A 20,331-nucleotide genomic window follows, 5' to 3' on the forward strand; every position below is an offset into this window, starting at 1 on the left:
AAGCCCTTATAGACAAAAGCTCTAAAAGAAAAATCAGACACAAAAAAACCTCAAGTAAATGAATACTTGAGGCGAAACTTGCTTAAACTCGAGAGCTTAAATTCGTTTTAAATATGGCGCAGCGGACGGGACTCGAACCCGCGACCCCCGGCGTGACAGGCCGGTATTCTAACCAACTGAACTACCGCTGCTTAGGTCGTTTTTAGCATCTTGTCCTTATCAATAGGACGCACTCGCTAAAAGAGTGGTGGGTGATGACGGATTCGAACCGCCGACATTCTGCGTGTAAGGCAGACGCTCTACCAACTGAGCTAATCACCCTGAGAAGCATATCAAAAAGCAGTGCTTTTTAGCTTCGCAAAAGAAAATCATTTAAATAAGATTTTCTAAAGCTTTTATTAACTATAGTTGTCACGCTATGGTTAATTTTGAAACGTCTTAATGAGCGTTTCCGACAGCAACTTGCTTTATCAATAAAGCCCCTTGCTGTGGGTGTGTATTATATAGATTTACACATGGCTGTCAAACAGTATTTGCCCTTTTCTTAACTATTTTTGCTGAATTTATTAATTTTACAGGCAAGCCTCTGTTTTCATTGGTTTTATATTTTATACAAAACCAATAATTTTTTCAGCTTATCGGCTATTTCCCTGCTAGCGCTTGCTCAATATCGGACTTAAGCGCTTCAGGCTTGGTGGTTGGCGCATAACGGTCAATGACTTGCCCATCTATACCAATTAAGAACTTAGTAAAGTTCCATTTGATGCCGTCTGTCAGCAGCCCGCCCTTTTGATTTTTTAGCCATGCAAAAATCGGATGAGCCTCATCGCCATTGACATCAACCTTAGCCATCATCGGAAAGCTGACACCATAGTTCTTTTGGCAAAACGCACCAATCTCATCGTTAGTGCCGGGGTCTTGAGCGCCGAACTGGTTACAAGGGAAACCAATCACGACCAAGCCTTGGTCTTTATATTGTTGATACAACGCCTCTAACCCTTCAAATTGCGGGGTAAAGCCACATTTACTGGCGGTATTGACGATTAATAGCACCTTACCTTTATAATCAGTAAAGGCTTGCGAGGTGCCGTCCATACGTTCAGCGGTAAAATCGTAAATAGTGCTCATCATTCATCCTTAAATTGATTGTTTTATTGTCTTCAGGTTGATAAGAAATTTGCAGGCTTATAAGAAAAAAGGAAGCACCACGTACTTCCTTCTTATCAGTCTAACTTTGGCTAAAATACTAATTTTAGCCAAACTACGAGCTATATTGACATTTATTCTTCAGTTTTATCCAAATCGATAGATAACGAGTTGATGCAATAGCGCATGCCAGTGGTCTCACGAGGTCCATCAGGGAATACGTGACCCAAATGCGCGCCGCAATTGCTGCACGTGACTTCCGTACGGCGCATGCCTAGCGAGTCGTCGACGTGTTCATCAATGGCGCCATTATCGATACCTTGATCGAAGCTTGGCCAGCCGCAACCGGCGTCAAACTTACTGTCCGACTCAAACAAGCTGGCACCGCAGCCTTTACAGCGGTAGATACCTTTATCATTGACGTCGTTATAAACGCCAGTAAATGGACGCTCTGTGCCCTTCTCACGCATCACATGATATTCATCGGCACTCAGGCGCTCTTTCCAGTCCGCTTCGGTCAACTGGCTGATTTCTTCTTTGCTTAATTGATTGTCTTGCATCGTTTATCCTTATGGAATATTTGGATGAAATGAGTGGCTATCTCGTTTGTTGTTTGTCATTTTCTCGCAAAACGTTATCGTTGGTTTTTATGAAAATGATAGCCTTTATCTGCTGCTTATCGGCTGACTATTCAAGGTAGTTATTATAAAGGTGCGCAACTTGCCAGCTGAAAGCTTAAGGTCTTGGGAAAATTATTTAGATAGAGAAGTAAAATATAACAAATTATCTTGCCACCTAAATGAGTAAAGTTGTAATTTTATTGAGTCCGTATGTCGTACGCTTGATTATTTTCGCTTCATTGGTGCTGGCTTAGTAACTTCTTATTTCACTCACCATTTAGCACCAAATTTGTTTAAAAAATTCTAAAAGCTAATCATCCAACCTTAAATGCAAGTTATTCTTGCATTTTATTATAACTTTAAAATTAATTTTACGGATATTTATCTTGATACTTGCATTAGCAGTTACTTTGCAATAATATCTTGCATTAGTACTGGTTTATGGCTAAGTATTCTATTGTCATATTCCATTACAAACGCATTGATTGGTTAATAAAAGGTGTAAATAACGATGGCTGATAGCAAAGAGTTGCAGGCGAACAAAGGCACGCAAGCCGAACGATTGGTACAACTGCGCCGCGATAAAGGCATGACTGCCGAGCAATTGGCGCAAGCGATGACCGCAGCAGGCGCAAAGGTCAGTCGCGGTGCTATTTCTAACTGGGAGCGCGGCACCAATGGCATCGTATCATCGAAGCTGCCGACTTTAGCGCGTATCTTAGGCTGTAGCGAAGGGTACCTTTTGCGTGGTGAGCTGCAAAATGCAGCTAATAGCGATATTGCTAGCAACGCAGATTTAAATCAAAGCATAAATGCTCATAATAAAAATGCAGCACCTAGCAAGCAAGTTAGCAACAACGCTCAACCAATGACAAATCAAGCAGCACCACATTCACAAAACAACCCTATGAGTGGGCACTCTATGAACACAATAAAAAAATCCGATAAATTACAAAACGTTTGTTACGATATTCGCGGTCCTCTGCTGCAAACGGCTAATAAAATGGAAGCCGAAGGTAAGCGTATTTTAAAGCTTAATATTGGTAACCCTGCCCCTTTTGGGCTTGAAGCACCGCATGAGATTTTGCGTGATGTGGCGATGAATCTGCCAGAAGCGACGGGATATTCAGACTCGCAAGGGATTTTTGCGGCTCGTAAAGCGGTCTTGCAATATTATCAATCAAAAGGCCTGCTATCTGCTGTCGATGTACGGGATGTGTATTTGGGCAATGGCGTCTCTGAGCTGATTGTCATGACCATGCAGGCGCTAATGAATGATGGCGATGAAGTCCTTGTGCCAATGCCTGATTACCCGCTTTGGACGGCAGCCGCCAACTTAGCAGGCGGTACAGCCGTGCACTATCGCTGTAATGAAGACGACAATTGGCATCCTGATATCGAGGACATCAAATCTAAAATCACTTCTAAAACCAAAGGCATCGTGGTTATTAACCCCAATAACCCAACGGGTGCACTGTATAGCGATGAATTACTGCTGCAGATTATCGAGGTGGCAAAAGAGCATGATTTAATCATCATGGCCGATGAGATTTATGACCGTATTCTCTATGATGATATGGAACATACACCGATGAGCACCTTGACCGATGATGTGCTTGTGCTGTCTTACAACGGTCTATCAAAGTCGCATCGTATTGCAGGTTTCCGCGCTGGTTGGATGATGGTTTCTGGTAAAAAACACCACGCTGCTGACTTTATTGAAGGCTTGGATATGCTGGCGTCTATGCGCCTATGTTCAAACGTTCAAGGGCAATATGCCATTCAAACCGCGATGGGCGGTTACCAAAGCATGAAGGATTTGACCTCTAAAAAAGGCCGTCTCTATAAGCAGCGCGAAATGGCGGTCTCACGCTTAAACGCCATTAAAGGTATCTCTTGTACCATGCCGCAAGGGGCGTTTTATTGCTTTCCAAAGATGGATCCTGCCGTCTACCCTATCGAAGACGATATGGCGTTTATGATGGATTTATTGGTAGAAGAAAACGTCTTACTGGTACAAGGTACCGGCTTTAACTGGGATGCACCCGACCATTTCCGCTTGGTGTTTTTGCCCAACCTGCACGATTTAGAAGATGCCATGGATCGCTTAGACCGCTTCTTTGCCAAAAAACGCAAACAGTTTGGCACCGAATAGAACTCATTTTGATTAAATTAACTCTCATTTTGATATAAAAAAACGCTTATCGGCATGATGCTGATAAGCGTTTTTTATGCTGTTAAATAAAGTAGTAAAGTCTCACCGTTAAAATCTTGTTAAAAACTCATACGGCTTTAATTTAAAAAGCTACCTTAATAACGCTACTTTAAGAACAATACTCTAAAAACATGGCTTTAAAAATATAGCTTTAAAAGTGTCATTTAAAAAAACTTTGTCTTAAAAAATATTACTTAAGAAAATATAGCTGATAGCTGACATTGAAGCGGCGGCAGGAAGGGTAATTATCCATGCCAAACCAATAGGCTTCATCAGTGCCCAGTTGGTGTCTCTATTGACGATACCGATACCAAGTACCGCGCCAACTAAGGTATGCGTACTCGATACCGGCAGCCCCATGGTTGAAGCGCCCATCACCACAGCAGCAGCAGCCAATTCCGCTGAGAAGCCAGAAGCCGGATGCATTTTTGCCAAATTGGTACCGACGGTTTGAATCACTTCTTTACCGATAAACCAAAGACCAACAATTAGCGCCACACCAAAGGTCAACATAACTGCAGGTGGTACTGCCGCTTCGGTAGCAATGCTATTGGTACGGATAACGTCCATAATCGCCGCAAAAGGACCGACGGCGTTGGCGATATCGTTTGAGCCGTGACTAAAGGCAAAGGCTGATGCGGTAAAGACTTGCATCCAGCTAAACATAATAAATGTCGCTTTGGTCAAATCTTCCTTATGCTTACCGCGGATACTCTTGGTATAGATATAGGTCGCAAGCCAAACTAGCGCTGCAATCATGCCCATGATTAAAAAGCCTTGCAGCGTTGTCATGCCATTATTGACATTTTTTAAGCCTTTAAAGATAACCAGAGAGGCCATGACCGCGCCGCCAGCAGCCGCAATAATAGGTACCCATTGCTTTAATGCTTTTAGGGTATCGAGGTTGCTGCGCTCGTTTTCAATTTCATAAAGCTGTTTGTAATAATCGGTTTCTAAATCTTCAACGTCGCAATCATCATCTTTATAGATTTCTTGATCACGTAACATCGCTGAGGTATAAGCCAGTTGTTCTGATTCGGTCAGACCATCCAGATACTCTTTGTGATTTTGCTTTAAGGTTTTTTTATCGCCCTTTAGCGTCGCAATGTGCGCTTCTGTTCTATCATTATATTCAATAATATTTTTCTTAATTTGGCCATATAACAGGTAGGAGAAAACGCCGCCGAGTAATGGTGATATGACCCAAGAGATAGCAATCGTTCCAATCGTGCCCCAATTCACCGTAGATAACGCCATTTCGGTGCCACCTAACGAGATACCTAATACAATGGAGCTACCAACCACGCCGCCGATAATAGCGTGAGTGGTTGAAACGGGCAGACCTTTTTTGGTCGCAAATAACAACCAAAATGCAGCAGCGATAAGCGCTGAGAGCATGACATAAATAAACTGGTTGGGCGTGACCGACAGACCATCTAGATCGACAATACCGCTTCGGATGGTATCGGTAACTTCACCGCCTGCCAACACCGCGCCCGACACCTCAAATATCGCTGCGATACCCAAGGCTTGCGGAATGGTCAACGTCCCTGCACCCACTGAGGTACCAAAGGAGTTGGCGACGTCATTACCACCGATATTGAATGCCATAAACACACCAAAAGCCGTCGCTACGATAAATAGCGTCGTCTGCTGATGCATGGTGTAATCTAGACCCCACCATAAAAAGTAAGCGGTCATCGCAATCAGTAAAATGGCAAAAAATAGATTGATTCTCATAGAACCGACTGCTTTGGTTGGTCCTGTAGAACTGCTGCTAATACCCATACGTTGATACGTCCTGCGTAAGCTGATTGAAATTATATGTGATTGATGACATTGCGGCGCTATGAATGGTGTTGTTTTCACCACCCAATATTATGATAGCGTGTACGCAACGTGTTTTTGAAATACTGTTTTTTGAAATACTGTTTTTTGAACTTGTTTATTGAAGTACTTTTTAAACCACTGCTTTAAACCACCGGTTTGAAAATTGGTTTAAACAACTAGCCTGCAATACCTTATTGATCCATCACTCAGACGATTTCGTCTGTTTACCATTATTTTCTACTCATACCTAGCACTAATATCTAGCTTAGTTTGCCTATGATAAAAATATCAGGTAAAAAAACCATCACACAAAATGCCATAAAGCCGCAAGTAGTATTGCCAAATCATCCGATTACAGCAGCTTGCGGCTTAGGTTTTTATAGTGATAGCGTTGGTTATGACAAATATATGAGTAATGATTAAAGCATTTATATGACAAATACAGTATCCGACTGCTGAGCTATTTTGTAGAAAGCAGAATTTATAATGTGCCTATTATATTAAATATAGACACAGAATGCATGATGATATTGCGAGATTTGTAACTGTGAATGTAAGCGCGATAAAACCTATCAATTTAGTGAAAATTTGTTGTTATATTTTATAATTTGGCTGAGCCAAAATATAATCAATTCTCAAACCTTTTAATCAGTTATCAGGCAGTGCTAAAGATAGCTGCTCAATGGCATGGTCTAATACATCTAGGCGCGCTTGCCGCTTTTCATTGGTTGCGATGACACACCAAGGAGCGTCCTCTGTATTTGTACGTGCCAGCATATCAGCTGCCGATTGCACATAATCTGCCCAGTTATCACGATTGCGCCAATCATCATCGGTCAATTTAAACTGCTTATGCGGGGTCTCTTCGCGCGCCTCAAAACGCTTAAGCTGCTCTTTCTTATCGATGGCAAGCCAGTATTTTATAACTATCGTGCCAGCCGCTACCAAATCTGCCTCAAAGCGATTGATTTCATCATAAGCGCGCTGCCATTCTGCATCAGTCGCAAAACCCTCAATACGTTCGACCAATACGCGCCCATACCAAGTACGGTCAAAGATAGCGATACGGCTGATACGATCGATCTGCTCATTGGGCAGTTTGGTCCAAAAGCGCCATAGATAAGGGTGTTGTAATTCATACAGCATCGGCGCGCCAATATTATAAATCTGATACTCGCGTGGGTCGAGCGGCGCAACCAGTCTTTTAATAGCGCCACCCTTGCCGGCCGCATCCATACCTTCAAAGGCAAAGACCACATGCCGACCCTTACGCGCACGTAGCAACTCAGCAAGGCGAGCTTGTTTATCGGCAAGCGCTTCATGATACTCAGACTTATCTATCTCGGTATCATCGATATTTATCAAAGCTTTAGGTGTTTTTACAGGCTCGAATTTTTTAACATTTTCTAGCTGTTCGCTTTCCTCTATGCGACTGCTTGCTAGCGCTGTTTGCATCGCTTGCAACACTTGATGACAAAAATGCATGGCTGCTTGTGATTTGTCATCACCATCGATAATAATCCAATCTCCCTGCTGGCGTAATAGCGCCGTTGCCACTTCATTAAAAGTTTCGACGACCTTGTTGTTTTTCCAATCAATTTGATATAAAAATTCTGGATCAACCTTGTCGTCATTTAGCCGCGCCTGCAAGGTTTCGATATCGACATGAAACCAGCATTTAAGCAGCTTGGTTTGATTAGCAGCAAGGTCTTGTTCAAAGGCTTGTAACTTAGTCAGCGCTTGTTTTAAATAGTCTTGCCATTCAGTGATAGGCAAGGCTTTATCTTTCAGCTGCTCATTATTCTTCTCATCACTTTCTTTATGTTCCTTAGCTTCATTATCTAGCGTTGCCATACGCATGACGTTATAGAGCAAATCAGCATACCAGTTACCAAAATAAACCATGACATCGCCATGACGCGGCAGCGCCTTGGTATGCGTCTGCCAAATCGGCTGATGCTCTAAGGGACAATCACCAATGGTTGCCTCGACTTTCAGTAAACGCGGGTCGACCCATTGCCGCAGCTGGGTGACGGCTGTGCCCTTGCCTGCTTGCTCCATACCGTTGACCAGCACCAATAATCCTGTTGGTTTATTCATAGTTGGCGGTGTTTGCTGCCGCGTGGCACGCAGAGCAAACTGTGCGGTGACCAATGCCAATCGCAGCGTATCTTTATCCATAGAAAAGAGATTTAACGGATTAGGTGTTAAGCGCTGCTCGATGACTTGCTTACTAAATTGGTCACTCACAGTTTGCGGCGCTTGGTCCTCAGTCGTATCATTTTTTTTGCTCATGTCCATACTCGCTTTATTATTAGATAATGTTTTATGCTTTGTTATGCGGCGTTATACAATTTTTATGGATGTTCTGTATGAATGATTTTTTTGCCTAGCCATTTCATATTTACACAGCTATGTTATAAGTGCTTTGTTTTTATAACATAGCTTACAATACTGATTACAACACTTATCACAGCGCTTAAAATCACCATTTTAGTTAATCATAGCATTGCGTAAATTCAGTAAATAACCCTGCTATGTAACAGTTTGGCATTTGTATTCTGCGGTATTTTCTTTTAAGGTGAACAAAATCTTGCGAGCATGCTTTAATAGCTGCCTATAAGTATAAAATTTAGTACCATCTCAGCCCTTTTACCATCAATTTGATTGATTGTTATTTTTACTTTTTATAGGATTACCTACCATGACTGCTTTAGCCAATTTACAACAGCACTTAAACCGTTTTTGGGCGCTGCCACATCATGAAGATGCTGCCTTAAACACTAAACTTAAAGAAGTACAAGCATGGCAACAAGCGCGTATTAAGCGTACGCACAGCGCGCTATTTGAACAACCAAAAAACCAATTAATGGCAGATTATTTCTTAACCCAGCTGTATGGTGGTGATGAATTTAAAGTATTGGCAGAGCAGTTAGGACGTATCCTTCCTAAAGCCAAAAAACTTGAGCGCCTCGCCAAAGAGTCTTCTTTAGAAGCTGGTAGCATGGGCATTCAAGCGTCTATTTTAGCCATTGAGCTTGATTTGCATTTGGCTGAGTGGCTGCTTGCTCAAGATTTAGCGGTTAATGAAGAGAATATGCTTGCCGCCTACCGCGCTGTTGATGAGGCAGATGAGCGCCGTGTGCAAATTAACAACCTAAAAGAAGTCTGCTATCGTACCGATAAAGATCTGAACTCCTTTATGCTCAAAAAAGCCTTTGCAATGGCAAAAGGCGCCGCGTATCGCTATAACTTCCAACCGCTTTACGACTTTATTGATGCAGGCTTTAAAGCCATGAAGCCGCTAAAAAGCGTGAGCAGCTTTATCGAACCATTTTGTGAGCGTGAACTTGAGATTATTGACGAAGTTCACAACACGGATAATGGCGGTAAGCCAGCAACGTTTGGTGTATGATAGGGTCAAATAATGCACGTGGCTCACGGCGCTGTTACTGATTAAACTATACTTAGATAATGATTCAACAATGCTCAAATGAGGCTTAAACAGCGCTAAAATACGCCATCATAAAAACGAATAATAGGATAATCGTATGACTGACAACTCAAATAACAATGCTGCAACTGATGCGACTTCTCATGGTCACCTGCAAGATAAATTGGTCAAAGACAGTATCGCCAACAATCAAAATATCACCGCGCAAGTAAAAGCGCGTCAAAACCATGTTTCTAATACGACGCTTAATGAAAATGCCGCAGTCGATAACAATAATAATGACTTCACCCAAGTGCAAGACTTACCAACCGGAACCCCACAAGGTCAACAAACGACTATGCCAAACCATACCACCAACGCTAACGCCACATTAAACAACAGCGCAAACCCTACTTCTGCGCAAGCACAAACCGCCAAACAAACGCTATTTAACCAACGTGATGACATCAATAACCCGCATACGCCTGATACTGATGGTAATGAGCAAACCCATTTTGGTTATAAAACGGTCAATAAAGCAGAAAAGCAAGCGCGCGTTGCTGATGTCTTTACCTCAGTTGCCAAAAAATACGATATTATGAATGACTTAATGTCATTTGGTATTCATCGCTTATGGAAGCGTTATGCGATTAGCTTATCAGGTGTACGTGCCGGTCAGCATGTGCTTGATATCGCTGGCGGTACGGGCGATTTGGCTAAAGTATTCAGCCGTGAAGTTGGTCGCAATGGTCATGTGGTGTTATCAGATATCAATGCGGCGATGTTAGAAGTCGGTCGTGAGCGCTTGATTAATGCTGGCTGTAATAATGTTGATTTTGTCTTAGCAAACGCTGAAACACTTGCTCCATTCGATGATGAAAGCTTTGATTTAGTGACTATAAGCTTTGGTCTGCGTAATGTCACAGACAAAGACGCGGCCCTAAAATCTATGTATCGCGTGCTAAAGCCAGGCGGTCGCTTACTGATTTTAGAATTCTCAAAACCTGTGTTTGAGCCATTGTCGAAAGCTTATGATTTATATTCATTTACTGCTTTGCCAATTATGGGCAAGCTGATTGCTAATGATGCAGAAAGCTATCAATACTTGGCAGAATCGATTCGTATGCATCCTGATCAGCAGACGCTTAAACAGATGATGCAACAAGCAGGCTTTGAAAATTGCGATTATCATAACTTGACTGCTGGTATCGTCGCGGTCCATCGCGGCTTTAAAGCATAAACACGCTTATTTATGCTTAATGTCTAGTGATAAAAGCTGGTTATACAAGCTTATTCATAATGTAAGAACGTCTGTCATTAGGCAGGCGTTTGATAATCGTCATAACAGCCAATATTGAAATATGCGCCACGCTTATGGCGCTCAACCAAACATGCGAGAGCCTTATGCTGACTGTATTACTTTTGGCGGGTGCCGAAAAGCTGATTAATATCGCCATTGCCAGTGATGAGATTACCAAAGCTGGGCTGGCACCGCTTGCGGGCAAAGTGCTGCGTTTAAATATGGGCACGCCTGAAGTGAATTTGGACGTCTTATTTACCGATGAGCGTTTGCGCTTTGAGCCGGTCATGACTGAGAGTGTTTTTGAGCCAAGCGGCAATATGAATGAGCGCCAAAAAGCCAGTCTAGAGCGTGCGCGTCTTGGCCATAGTCGTCCAGACTGCATCATTACCGTTGATAATCCAGCCCAACTGCTCAACCTGATGCGCGGCACTGAGGGTAACTTGCCTATCGCCGGTGATTACAAAGTGCTGATGCAACTTAAACAACTGGTCGCAGGTTTTGACCCTGATGTCGCCGGGCAGCTGGAGCCCTTTATTGGTAAACCGATGGCCAGCCAACTGCATCTTCTCATCTCGCAGCTAAAAGGCAGCTGGCGTCATAGCGCCAAACGCGCCTTTAATGATGTCAGCGACTGGGCAAATGATGTAGCCGGTAATGTTGCTCCTGACCCGATGGAAGCTGCCGAAGTGAATGATTTAAAGCAGCAGTTATTAAAGCTGCGTGCTGATATTGAGCGAGAAGAAGCTAAGCTTGCTGCTATCAAAGATGAGCAAGCACGTTTAAGCAATAATAGATAATAATACGTAGATGCTACGATTGTTTAAATGCTCTTTATAAACACATACCGTTATAAAAAATACAACATTTAGCCTATTTTCGAATTTTTAGAGTACCTATATCCCATGCTATTATCCCATCGCGCCCGTTTATTTGAACTTTGGCGTATTGCCGCCGCTTATCGCATTGATACCCATCTGTCTGTCGAAGAAGCGCCGCAGCTGCAACCTTTAGCGCGTTTAATTCGCTTGCATCCAGCTGCTTGGGGTAAAAAACATCAGCCCAATGCCATAAAGTATGCGCTTGAAGATATGGGTACGTTATTTTTAAAACTGGGTCAACTGCTCTCGACGCGTCGCGATTTGGTGCCGCCTGAGATTATCGAGCAATTGGTGCAACTACAAGATAAGGTCAAGCCTTTCGACTCTGACGTTGCCATTGCCCAAATCCAAGACCCGAAACATGGGCTTGGCCAATCTATCGCAACGCTATTTGCCCGCTTTGACGTTAAGCCGTTAGCAGCAGCCTCTATCGCTCAAGTACATACGGCGGCTCTACATGATGGTCGTGAAGTGGTGGTAAAGGTCGTTCGCCCTGATATACGCACCACCATCGTTGCAGACTTTGAACTATTGCGTGAGCTTGCCAATTGGGCATCGGCGCGTATCGAAGCGGCGCGTGCCATCCATATCGTTGATATTGTCGAAGACTATCGCCAAGTCATGCTTAATGAATTGGATTTGACCTTAGAGGCAGACAATACCACGCAGATGCGTAATAACTTCTTGGGTTCAGCACTGATGTATGTGCCTGAAGTCTATGATGCGGCCAAAAACGTCATGGTCATGGAGCGTATCCAAGGCGTTCCTATCTCGCAAGTTGAGATATTTGATAAGCTGGGCTATGACCGGGCGGCACTGGCAGAAAAAGGCTTAACGATATTTTTCACCCAAGTATTTCGCGATAATTTCTTTCATGCCGATATGCATCCGGGTAATGTCTTTGTAGAAACGCCGCCGGTTAAAACGCTCACTGCAAATATGGCAGCGGTGGATTTGGGTCATGAGCCGCGCTATATCGGCCTTGATTGCGCCATTATGGGTACGCTATCTAAAGACGACCAGCTTATTGTCGCGCGCATGCTTTTGGCGGTGATGAATAACAACTTTACGGCGATGGTTGATATCGTCAGCCGTGCTGGTTGGATACCGCCCAATACCGATAAGCATGCTTTGATGCGCGATATGAAACGCACTGTCGGTCCGATGCTACAAAAATCCATTAATGATATCGACTTTGCTGGTGTCCTGATGCAGATTTTAGATATCGCCCGTCGCCATCATATGAGTATTCCGCCACAATTAATGCTGCTACTTAAAACCTTGGTGCATGTCGAAGGACTTGGTCGCGACTTATATCCTGACCTTGATATCTGGTCACTTGCTAAGCCCATTTTAAGTAGTTGGATTAAAGAGCAGCTCGACCCGATGCGTAACTTGCAACATCTGCGTCAGCAGTTGCCAGAGATTTTATTATCAACGACTGACATTCCTAAGTTGCTAGATCAAGGACTACAAAGCCTTGCCTCACAAGGCTCGCGCCAAGACAGCCAGCTGCGAGAAATACAGCAGATTCGCGCTGATATGCTCAATGACCGCCGCCGTGATTGGCTAGCGCTTTCAGGTTTTGCCGTGTTTATTGCCATCGCCACACAAGTCGGTTGGTTTGCACCTATCTTTTATTTATTGGCTATGATTGTCGTTATTTGGCGGGTTTTAGCTTAGATTGCTGATTTTTTAACGACAAAAAATACCCGTTAATAGTTATAAAAGTTAAATTTTAATCTAATAAGCTCTAATTCATTTTCATTGTTCTTTAACGACAATCAAAAGGAATTAGAGCTTAAACTTTTATCTTATCTGACAGCTTGTTTGGTCAGTTAAAATACGTCTTATATGGAGAATTTACCTATGTCGACCATATCATCTACATCACCTTCTCAGTCTCATGATTCAGTCAAACCAAATCATAGTGACGCTATTGCCGCTTTGCAAACACGCTTTGGCAAACAACTGAGCACCAATACCACAATACGTGAACAGCATGGTCATACCATGACGTGGCTTGCCAATCAGCCACCCGACGCGGTATTGACGGTACAAGATAAACACGAGGTTGCTGCTGCGGTTGAGATTTGCAATCAGTATCAGATGCCAGTCATTGCCTTTGGTATTGGCTCATCCTTAGAAGGTCAATTAAATGCGCCTTATGGCGGGCTATGTATTGATATGCATGCCATGGATGCGATATTGCAGGTTAATAATGAAGACCTGACCGTTACCGTACAACCCGGTGTCACACGTGAGCAACTTAACCATTATTTACGTGATACCGGTTTGTTCTTTCCCATAGACCCCGGTGCCAATGCCAGTATCGGCGGTATGGTCGCTACTCGCGCCTCAGGTACCAATGCTGTCCGCTATGGCACCATGAAAGATGTGGTACTTGCCCTTGAAGTCGTTACCGCAAGTGGAGATATTGTCCGCACCGGCACGCGTGCTAAAAAGTCTGCTGCTGGTTATGATTTGACGCGATTGATGATCGGTTCAGAAGGTACGCTTGGTATCGTCACCGAAGTCACGCTCAAGTTATTTGGTATTAGTGAGTGTATTGGTAGCGGCATCTGTCACTTCCCAACGATTGAGGATGCTTGTCAGGCGGTGATGTTGACCATTCAAATGTGCTTGCCCATTGCCCGTATCGAGCTGCTCGATGCGATGCAAATTAAAGCCTGTAATCAATACGCCAACCTCAATCTCACTGAGACACCTACGCTATTTGTAGAGTTTCATGGCACAGAAGCCAGCGTCGCTGAGCAAGCGCAAATCTTTACCGACATCATCGAAGAGTTTGGTGGTACGGATTTTGCTTGGGATACCAACGAAGCCGAGCGTAAACGTTTGTGGCAAGCACGGCATAATGCCTATCATGCTAGCTGTGCACTACGACCTGAGGCAAGCGCCTTATCGACTGACGCCTGCGTGCCCATTTCACGCTTGGCAGAATGCGTCAGTGAGACAGCAAAAGACATCGAAGCGTCTGGCATGATTGGACCTATCGTCGGTCACGTGGGCGATGGTAATTTTCATGTTCTCTTATTGGTCGATACCAACAATCCTGAAGAAGTCGCCACAGCTGACGGTATCATCAGCCGCCTTGCCAGCCGTGCGATTGAGATGGATGGCACCTGTACCGGTGAGCACGGTATTGGACAGGGCAAACAAAAATATATGCAGCAAGAGCACGGTAATGCATTAGTGCTGATGCAGGCGATTAAGTCAGCGCTTGACCCTAAGAATATTTTAAATCCCGGCAAGATATGGCCTGAAACGTTACCGACTATTTAATAAGCTTATTAAAATCAAAGTAAAAAAATGCGTCTGCGTTTAATTAAAAAATTAGACGCAGACGCATTTTTGGTTTCATATGGTTCATTTATTTTGAAGCAAATGCGAGGCTGCAGGTATGAATTTTTCAAAGCCTCTGGAGTGCAAAGCACACAGCAAGCGAGAAAAATTTATACCTGCACAATGCTATTAAAGATATACCTCGTGCGTTTTGAATTGACTATTCTATAACATCTGATCAATCGCCATTTGCGTCAATACACGACCACGCGCCGTACGCAAGACATAACCTTGCTGAATCAAATACGGCTCAATCACATCTTCAAGCGTACCGCGATCCTCAGCCATGGCTGCTGCTACTGCTTCAACCCCTGCTGGACCACCATCAAAACGCTCTTGCAATATTTCGATATAACGTCTGTCTAAATGATCAAGCCCACGTCTATCTACGGCCAGCATATCGAGCGCACTACCGGCTATCGCGCCATTGATACTACCGTCGCCTCTCACCTGCGCATAATCACGGACACGGCGTAATAAACGATTGGCAATCCTTGGCGTACCGCGGGCACGGCGAGCAATCTCTACCGCACCATCTTCACTCATTGGCACGCGCATTAAACGCGCGGCACGGCTAACAATCGTCGTTAAATCAGCGATATTATAAAACTCTAAGCGCTGCACAATCCCAAAACGATCACGTAATGGCGAGGTCAACAGCCCTGCTCGTGTGGTAGCTGCTACCAAGGTAAACGGCGGTAAATCAAGCTTGATAGAACGCGCTGCCGGCCCTTCACCAATCATAATATCGAGCTGAAAATCTTCCATGGCTGGATAAAGGATTTCTTCAATAACAGAGCTCAAGCGATGGATTTCATCGATAAAGAGTACATCACCTTCTTCTAAATTGGTCAGCATGGCGGCTAAATCACCTGGACGCTCAAGCACTGGCCCTGACGTTGAGCGCAGATTGCCGCCCATCTCACGAGCAATGATATTGGCAAGGGTTGTCTTCCCTAAGCCCGGTGGACCAAAGATAAGTGTATGATCCAACGGCTCGTTACGGCCTCTGGCAGCGCTAATGAACACTTCCATCTGCTCACGCACCACCGGCTGACCGATATATTCAGCCAATAATGCCGGTCGAATATTAGAATCAGGCGCATCACCTGCCCCTTCTAACGGATTAATCAAACGATCTTGCATCATAGGTTTTATCATTTTATTAAAATAATTATTTTTAAAAGACTAGGTAATAAACAGCATAACCAAACGTTGCGCATAAGTCATGCAAAACATCATAAAGCAGCGAGTCAAAAAAACACAGCCTAAAACGAAAATAAGCGACATCTAATGTCGCTTATCTGTTGAAGACTTATTGATACTATAGAATAACGCGCTCACATTACTAGAAGCCAGATAGCTGTTGCAAGGTGGCTTTTAGCAAGCTTTGCGTATCTGCAAAGGTAGCGCCATTATTCTTAGCGGCTTTAATCGCTTGCTGCGCCTCTCTTTCTTTATAACCCAAACTAATTAACGCGCCTTCCACCTCAGCGATGATACTACCTTCAGCAGAAATGGGCGCAGGCTGAATTGCAAACTCTAAATTACTGTTATCAACCTCAATATTTTTTAGTTTGTCTTTTAGCTCAATCAATAAACGCTGCGCTGTCTTTTTACCGATACCAGGAATCCGCGTTAATGCGCTCTCGGACTCTTGCTCGACGTGCATTTTTAGCTCAGCAGCTGACATCGCAGACAGCATAGCCAATGCCATTTTTGCCCCAACACCATTGATTTTAATCAACTGGCGAAAGACATCACGCTCCTTACGATCGATAAAGCCATAAAGCAGCTGCGCATCTTCACGCACATGAAAATGCGTCCAAATGCTCGCCTGCTCATTAAGACGCAACTGGCAAAACGACGGTAGCGGCAGCTCTATATCGTAGCCTACGCCAGAGGTGGTCATGACACAGGCAGTCGGCGCCATCAAATACTGCACCTGTCCGCTAATCAATCCAATCATCATCTACCACCTTTTATAGAACCGACGTACAGTACATAAGTACAAAGCTTAAATATAGAAACTGCGCTAAAAATAAGCCACGCTGCTATGATTAAATGAGCATGTCTTGTTGGCAACGCTTATTTATAAAAATCGACCATACCTTCAAGGCTGATTGGGCGAATCTTATGTGCTTGACCAGCAGAACCAAAGGCTTCAAAGCGATTGGTACAGATATCTGACATCGCAACCATAGAGGCTTTAAAGTATTTACGTGGATCAAATTCACTTGGGTTTTCCGCAAGGAATTTACGGATTGCGCCCGTTGATGCCAAACGTAAATCGGTATCGATATTTACCTTACGTACACCATGCTTAATCGCTTCAACAATTTGCTCAACCGGTACACCATAAGTCTCACCGATGTTACCGCCATTTTCGTTGATAACTTTGAGCCACTCTTGCGGTACTGACGACGAGCCATGCATGACCAAATGGGTGTTCGGGATACGGGCATGAATCTCTTTTACGCGCTCAATGGATAAGATATCGCCTGTGGGTGGACGGGTGAATTTATACGCACCATGACTGGTACCGATAGCAATCGCTAGCGCATCCACATTGGTATCTTTAACAAACTGTTCAGCTTCATCAGCGCTGGTCAATAGTTGCTCGTGATCAAGTACGCCTTCTGCGCCTGAGCCGTCTTCTTCGCCTGCCATTCCTGTCTCAAGGCTACCTAAGCAACCAATTTCACCTTCTACAGAGACACCGCACGCGTGTGCCATTTTGACCACTTCGCGGGTTACGCTAGCATTGTAGTCATAGTCCATTGGCGTTTTGCCATCTTCACCAAGCGAGCCATCCATCATCACTGATGAAAAGCCCTGCTGAATTGAGCGCTGGCAAATAGCAGGTGACATACCATGATCTTGATGCATCACTACAGGAATATGCGGCCACTCTTCAATCGCAGCAATAATCAGATGACGTAAAAACGCAGAACCTGCATAACTACGGGCGCCGGCACTGGCTTGAACAATGACAGGTGAGTCACAGGCGTCGGCCGCCATCATGATTGCACGCATCTGCTCTAAGTTATTGACGTTAAAGGCAGGAACACCGTAGCTGTGCTCGGCGGCATGATCTAGAAGTTGACGTAACGATATTAAAGCCATAAGACGCTCTCTGATTAAATTTTGAATATGATATTAAGAAATCATTCTTAAAAATACGATGTTGCAACAATTGCCCTAAAATCCTAGCCTTATATAGCCAGACCAGCGAAAAACTGGTGTTTTTTTATCGTAATTATTACGCCGTGATTATAGCAAAAATTGTCACCGCTTCGTAGCGCTTAGCCGACTATTTATTTCTTTGCTTAATTTATAAAAAATACAGTCGGTTTTTATCAATCTATTTGGTAGGACTTATCGCATATACAGGTTTATTAAAAATACGTATAGAATCAAATACCTTATGTCTTTGATTTGGCTGTGCTAGATGAATGTTTTAAATACAAAAAAGCCTTGGCTATTACCAAAGCTTTTTACATATTTTGAGGGCTTATAAAGCAATTAGTATTTATAACCAATGCTTAAAATTAAAACTACTAATTAGTACTGTTGCTCTTTAGTACTCTTGCTCTGCTTCTACTGCATTTTCACTGGCTTTATCTTCAACAGCAGCTGCGCCATCGGCAACCACGCCAGCAGTAGCGGACACGGCTTCATTGGCGCCTACCACAACCGCTTCGCCAGTATTTGCTAGTGCATCGGTAGCAGCAGCACCGGCAGTTTCAGCGCCTTCGGCAACTTCAGTACCGGCGTTTTGGGCAGCAACTTCAGCTTCAGCAGCAGCGGCTTCTGTTTCAGCAGCGGCAGCATCAGTGTTAGCAGCAGTATCTTCAGCAGCAGAATCAGCAGCAGCTGCCGTTTTATCTTGTGTTTCTTGGCTACATGCAGTGATTGCAAAAGTACCAGTAAGTACGCTAGCAAGTAATAAATGACGTTTTAACATAATAAACCTCTCGTAAATAAAGCATGCCAAATACATGATTTGCGCTATTTTATAGAGTGCAAATTAGACATGCAATAACAATTTTCAGTATAGAAACAAATAATTACCACTTAATAATAATCAGAGACCACTCTTACTTCTTGCTTTCATATTGACAGGTTAAGCATCAATTGAAAGCCAACCATAGCGGTCACCTTATACTTTATTATTTATATGGCCTAACTTTTTATAGCCTAACCTAGATGCTCACGATAAGTTGTACGTCTACTGTTACTCAACTGCTGAAGTATCGTTAAGCGCTTACCCGCTAATTTGTAAGGCAGCAACAGCAGGTAACACCTTACCTTCTACAAACTCTAAGAACGCGCCGCCGCCTGTTGACATGTAGCTGACCCCATCAGCCACTTGATATTTATCAATCGCCGCTAAGGTATCGCCGCCACCAGCAATCGAGAAACCCTGGCTGTCTTTAACAGCATTTGCTACGATTTGGGTACCCTGACCGAAAGCATCGACTTCAAAAACGCCGACCGGACCATTCCATAAGATGGTTTTTGCCTTGATGATAGCATCAGCCAACTGCTTAGCACTTGCTGGCGCGATGTCTAAGATCATATCATTGTCGCCAATCGCATCGACAGACTTGATAGTTGCAGTAGCTTGTTGTAATGAGCCGGTAAAGTCATCAAAGTTGATGTCGTTTTTATCAGCAACGACTACATACTCAGGTAATAAAATCTCAGTTTTACTCATGATGTCACGAGCAGTATCCACCAAGTCTGCCTCATATAAGGAAGCGCCAACGCTGTGACCTTGTGCTGCTAGGAAAGTGTTGGCAATACCGCCGCCAACAATAATCTGTGAGCATACTTCAGCCAAGCTGTGCAAGACTTCAAGCTTAGTCGATACTTTCGAGCCACCAACGATTGCTAGCATCGGCTGTGCAGGCGTTTCAAGCGCTAAGCTCAACGCATCAAGCTCTGCTGCCAGTAAAGGTCCGGCGCAAGCTACTTTGCCTGCTTGGTGCATGGCTTGGGTAACGCCTTCTGTCGATGCTTGCGCACGGTGGGCAGTACCAAAGGCATCCATGACAAATACGTCGCACAACTCAGCATATTTCTGCGCCAAATCGGCGTCGTTTTTCTTCTCGCCTTTATTGAAGCGCACGTTTTCTAGCAGTACGACTTCGCCGGCGTTGATTGTCACGCCTGCAGTCAAATAGTCAGTATTTAAGCTTACTGGCTTTGATAGTTGTGTGGCTAATTTGTCGCTTAGATACTCAGCGACCGGTGCGAGCGAATATATGGCTTCAGGGTTGCCTTCAGTCGGACGACCAAGGTGTGAGCAGACAATCACCGCCGCGCCTTTTTCTAGCGCCATTTTAATGGTAGGCAAACTGGCTTGCAGGCGAGCGTCACTGCTGACTTTACCGTCTCTAATAGGCACATTTAAGTCTTCACGAATCAATACCACTTTATCGGTTAAGCTCAGCTCACTCATACGCAAAAAATTCATTACCTGCTCCTATGCATCATCTATGGTTAATCTGCCGTGTGGCTTTTTATTAATGTCT

At 43.9% G+C, this 20,331-nt stretch carries 16 protein-coding genes and 2 tRNA genes; 7 read left to right on the forward strand and 11 right to left on the reverse strand.

Annotation, left to right across the window (positions count from 1 at the left end; all coding sequences use genetic code 11):
* Positions 1-114 precede the first annotated feature (114 nt).
* The 4 genes from JMX94_RS02540 to msrB form a co-directional block, all read right to left on the reverse strand.
* Positions 115-191 (reverse strand) — tRNA-Asp (locus JMX94_RS02540).
* A 54-nt stretch (positions 192-245) separates the two neighbouring features.
* A tRNA-Val gene (locus JMX94_RS02545) sits at positions 246-321 on the reverse strand.
* Positions 322-642: 321 nt separating this feature from the next.
* Positions 643-1,128 (reverse strand): glutathione peroxidase, encoded by a 486-nt coding sequence (locus JMX94_RS02550; protein ID WP_201562917.1) that lies wholly within the window; start codon positions 1,126-1,128, stop codon positions 643-645.
* Between the two features lie 152 nt (positions 1,129-1,280).
* The gene (gene msrB, locus JMX94_RS02555; protein WP_201562918.1) at positions 1,281-1,706 is read right to left on the reverse strand and encodes a peptide-methionine (R)-S-oxide reductase MsrB; all 426 of its coding nucleotides are present in this window, start codon (positions 1,704-1,706) and stop codon (positions 1,281-1,283) included.
* A gap of 571 nt (positions 1,707-2,277) precedes the next feature.
* Here msrB and JMX94_RS02560 point away from each other — a divergent pair.
* Positions 2,278-3,921, forward strand: coding sequence for an aminotransferase class I/II-fold pyridoxal phosphate-dependent enzyme (locus JMX94_RS02560; RefSeq protein WP_201562919.1), 1,644 nt, complete (start codon positions 2,278-2,280; stop codon positions 3,919-3,921).
* Between the two features lie 240 nt (positions 3,922-4,161).
* On the opposite strand, the gene JMX94_RS02565 is transcribed toward JMX94_RS02560, so the two are convergent.
* Positions 4,162-5,769 (reverse strand): inorganic phosphate transporter, encoded by a 1,608-nt coding sequence (locus tag JMX94_RS02565; RefSeq protein WP_201562921.1) that lies wholly within the window; start codon positions 5,767-5,769, stop codon positions 4,162-4,164.
* Between the two features lie 318 nt (positions 5,770-6,087).
* Between JMX94_RS02565 and JMX94_RS02570 the strand changes: the two genes are divergently transcribed.
* On the forward strand, positions 6,088-6,234 hold the full coding sequence (locus tag JMX94_RS02570) for a hypothetical protein (RefSeq protein ID WP_201562923.1): 147 nt from the start codon (positions 6,088-6,090) through the stop codon (positions 6,232-6,234).
* 225 nt (positions 6,235-6,459) lie between these two features.
* Here the strand turns inward: JMX94_RS02570 and JMX94_RS02575 are convergent, their stop codons facing one another.
* Positions 6,460-8,106: an ATPase gene (locus tag JMX94_RS02575; RefSeq protein WP_201562925.1), complete on the reverse strand. Its 1,647-nt coding sequence runs from the start codon at positions 8,104-8,106 to the stop codon at positions 6,460-6,462.
* 409 nt (positions 8,107-8,515) lie between these two features.
* Between JMX94_RS02575 and JMX94_RS02580 the strand changes: the two genes are divergently transcribed.
* From JMX94_RS02580 to JMX94_RS02600, 5 genes are all read left to right on the forward strand, one after another.
* The gene (locus tag JMX94_RS02580; RefSeq protein WP_201562927.1) at positions 8,516-9,226 is read left to right on the forward strand and encodes a hypothetical protein; all 711 of its coding nucleotides are present in this window, start codon (positions 8,516-8,518) and stop codon (positions 9,224-9,226) included.
* Positions 9,227-9,362: 136 nt separating this feature from the next.
* Positions 9,363-10,484 (forward strand): bifunctional demethylmenaquinone methyltransferase/2-methoxy-6-polyprenyl-1,4-benzoquinol methylase UbiE, encoded by a 1,122-nt coding sequence (gene ubiE, locus JMX94_RS02585; RefSeq protein WP_227673478.1) that lies wholly within the window; start codon positions 9,363-9,365, stop codon positions 10,482-10,484.
* A 164-nt stretch (positions 10,485-10,648) separates the two neighbouring features.
* Positions 10,649-11,344 (forward strand): SCP2 domain-containing protein, encoded by a 696-nt coding sequence (locus JMX94_RS02590; protein WP_201562929.1) that lies wholly within the window; start codon positions 10,649-10,651, stop codon positions 11,342-11,344.
* Between the two features lie 105 nt (positions 11,345-11,449).
* Complete coding sequence (locus tag JMX94_RS02595) at positions 11,450-13,108, forward strand: AarF/ABC1/UbiB kinase family protein (protein ID WP_201562931.1); 1,659 nt, start codon at positions 11,450-11,452, stop codon at positions 13,106-13,108.
* Positions 13,109-13,294: 186 nt separating this feature from the next.
* Complete coding sequence (locus JMX94_RS02600; RefSeq protein WP_201562933.1) at positions 13,295-14,731, forward strand: FAD-binding oxidoreductase; 1,437 nt, start codon at positions 13,295-13,297, stop codon at positions 14,729-14,731.
* A 225-nt stretch (positions 14,732-14,956) separates the two neighbouring features.
* On the opposite strand, the gene ruvB is transcribed toward JMX94_RS02600, so the two are convergent.
* The 5 genes from ruvB to JMX94_RS02625 all read right to left on the reverse strand — a co-directional run bounded on the left by ruvB (position 14,957) and on the right by JMX94_RS02625 (position 20,273).
* Positions 14,957-15,937: a Holliday junction branch migration DNA helicase RuvB gene (ruvB, locus tag JMX94_RS02605; RefSeq protein ID WP_201563046.1), complete on the reverse strand. Its 981-nt coding sequence runs from the start codon at positions 15,935-15,937 to the stop codon at positions 14,957-14,959.
* Between the two features lie 202 nt (positions 15,938-16,139).
* Positions 16,140-16,760: a Holliday junction branch migration protein RuvA gene (gene ruvA, locus JMX94_RS02610; RefSeq protein ID WP_201563048.1), complete on the reverse strand. Its 621-nt coding sequence runs from the start codon at positions 16,758-16,760 to the stop codon at positions 16,140-16,142.
* 119 nt (positions 16,761-16,879) lie between these two features.
* A complete protein-coding gene (gene fba / locus JMX94_RS02615; protein WP_201562935.1) occupies positions 16,880-17,917 on the reverse strand; it encodes a class II fructose-bisphosphate aldolase in 1,038 nt (345 codons plus the stop codon).
* A gap of 454 nt (positions 17,918-18,371) precedes the next feature.
* Positions 18,372-18,758: a hypothetical protein gene (locus JMX94_RS02620; RefSeq protein ID WP_201562937.1), complete on the reverse strand. Its 387-nt coding sequence runs from the start codon at positions 18,756-18,758 to the stop codon at positions 18,372-18,374.
* Between the two features lie 300 nt (positions 18,759-19,058).
* Positions 19,059-20,273 (reverse strand): phosphoglycerate kinase, encoded by a 1,215-nt coding sequence (locus tag JMX94_RS02625; protein WP_201562939.1) that lies wholly within the window; start codon positions 20,271-20,273, stop codon positions 19,059-19,061.
* Positions 20,274-20,331 lie beyond the last annotated feature (58 nt).

The organism is Psychrobacter sp. CMS30 (genome assembly GCF_904846565.1).
Taxonomy (GTDB): domain Bacteria; phylum Pseudomonadota; class Gammaproteobacteria; order Pseudomonadales; family Moraxellaceae; genus Psychrobacter; species Psychrobacter maritimus.

What these genes read in the sequence shown, in the direction of transcription:
- JMX94_RS02550 (WP_201562917.1), bottom strand. Translation starts at nt 1,128, where the DNA reads ATGAGCACTATTTACGATTTTACCGCTGAACGTATGGACGGCACCTCG.
- msrB (WP_201562918.1), bottom strand. Translation starts at nt 1,706, where the DNA reads ATGCAAGACAATCAATTAAGCAAAGAAGAAATCAGCCAGTTGACCGAA.
- JMX94_RS02560 (WP_201562919.1), top strand. Translation starts at nt 2,278, where the DNA reads ATGGCTGATAGCAAAGAGTTGCAGGCGAACAAAGGCACGCAAGCCGAA.
- JMX94_RS02565 (WP_201562921.1), bottom strand. Translation starts at nt 5,769, where the DNA reads ATGGGTATTAGCAGCAGTTCTACAGGACCAACCAAAGCAGTCGGTTCT.
- JMX94_RS02570 (WP_201562923.1), top strand. Translation starts at nt 6,088, where the DNA reads ATGATAAAAATATCAGGTAAAAAAACCATCACACAAAATGCCATAAAG.
- JMX94_RS02575 (WP_201562925.1), bottom strand. Translation starts at nt 8,106, where the DNA reads ATGAGCAAAAAAAATGATACGACTGAGGACCAAGCGCCGCAAACTGTG.
- JMX94_RS02580 (WP_201562927.1), top strand. Translation starts at nt 8,516, where the DNA reads ATGACTGCTTTAGCCAATTTACAACAGCACTTAAACCGTTTTTGGGCG.
- ubiE (WP_227673478.1), top strand. Translation starts at nt 9,363, where the DNA reads ATGACTGACAACTCAAATAACAATGCTGCAACTGATGCGACTTCTCAT.
- JMX94_RS02590 (WP_201562929.1), top strand. Translation starts at nt 10,649, where the DNA reads ATGCTGACTGTATTACTTTTGGCGGGTGCCGAAAAGCTGATTAATATC.
- JMX94_RS02595 (WP_201562931.1), top strand. Translation starts at nt 11,450, where the DNA reads ATGCTATTATCCCATCGCGCCCGTTTATTTGAACTTTGGCGTATTGCC.
- JMX94_RS02600 (WP_201562933.1), top strand. Translation starts at nt 13,295, where the DNA reads ATGTCGACCATATCATCTACATCACCTTCTCAGTCTCATGATTCAGTC.
- ruvB (WP_201563046.1), bottom strand. Translation starts at nt 15,937, where the DNA reads ATGCAAGATCGTTTGATTAATCCGTTAGAAGGGGCAGGTGATGCGCCT.
- ruvA (WP_201563048.1), bottom strand. Translation starts at nt 16,760, where the DNA reads ATGATTGGATTGATTAGCGGACAGGTGCAGTATTTGATGGCGCCGACT.
- fba (WP_201562935.1), bottom strand. Translation starts at nt 17,917, where the DNA reads ATGGCTTTAATATCGTTACGTCAACTTCTAGATCATGCCGCCGAGCAC.
- JMX94_RS02620 (WP_201562937.1), bottom strand. Translation starts at nt 18,758, where the DNA reads ATGTTAAAACGTCATTTATTACTTGCTAGCGTACTTACTGGTACTTTT.
- JMX94_RS02625 (WP_201562939.1), bottom strand. Translation starts at nt 20,273, where the DNA reads ATGAATTTTTTGCGTATGAGTGAGCTGAGCTTAACCGATAAAGTGGTA.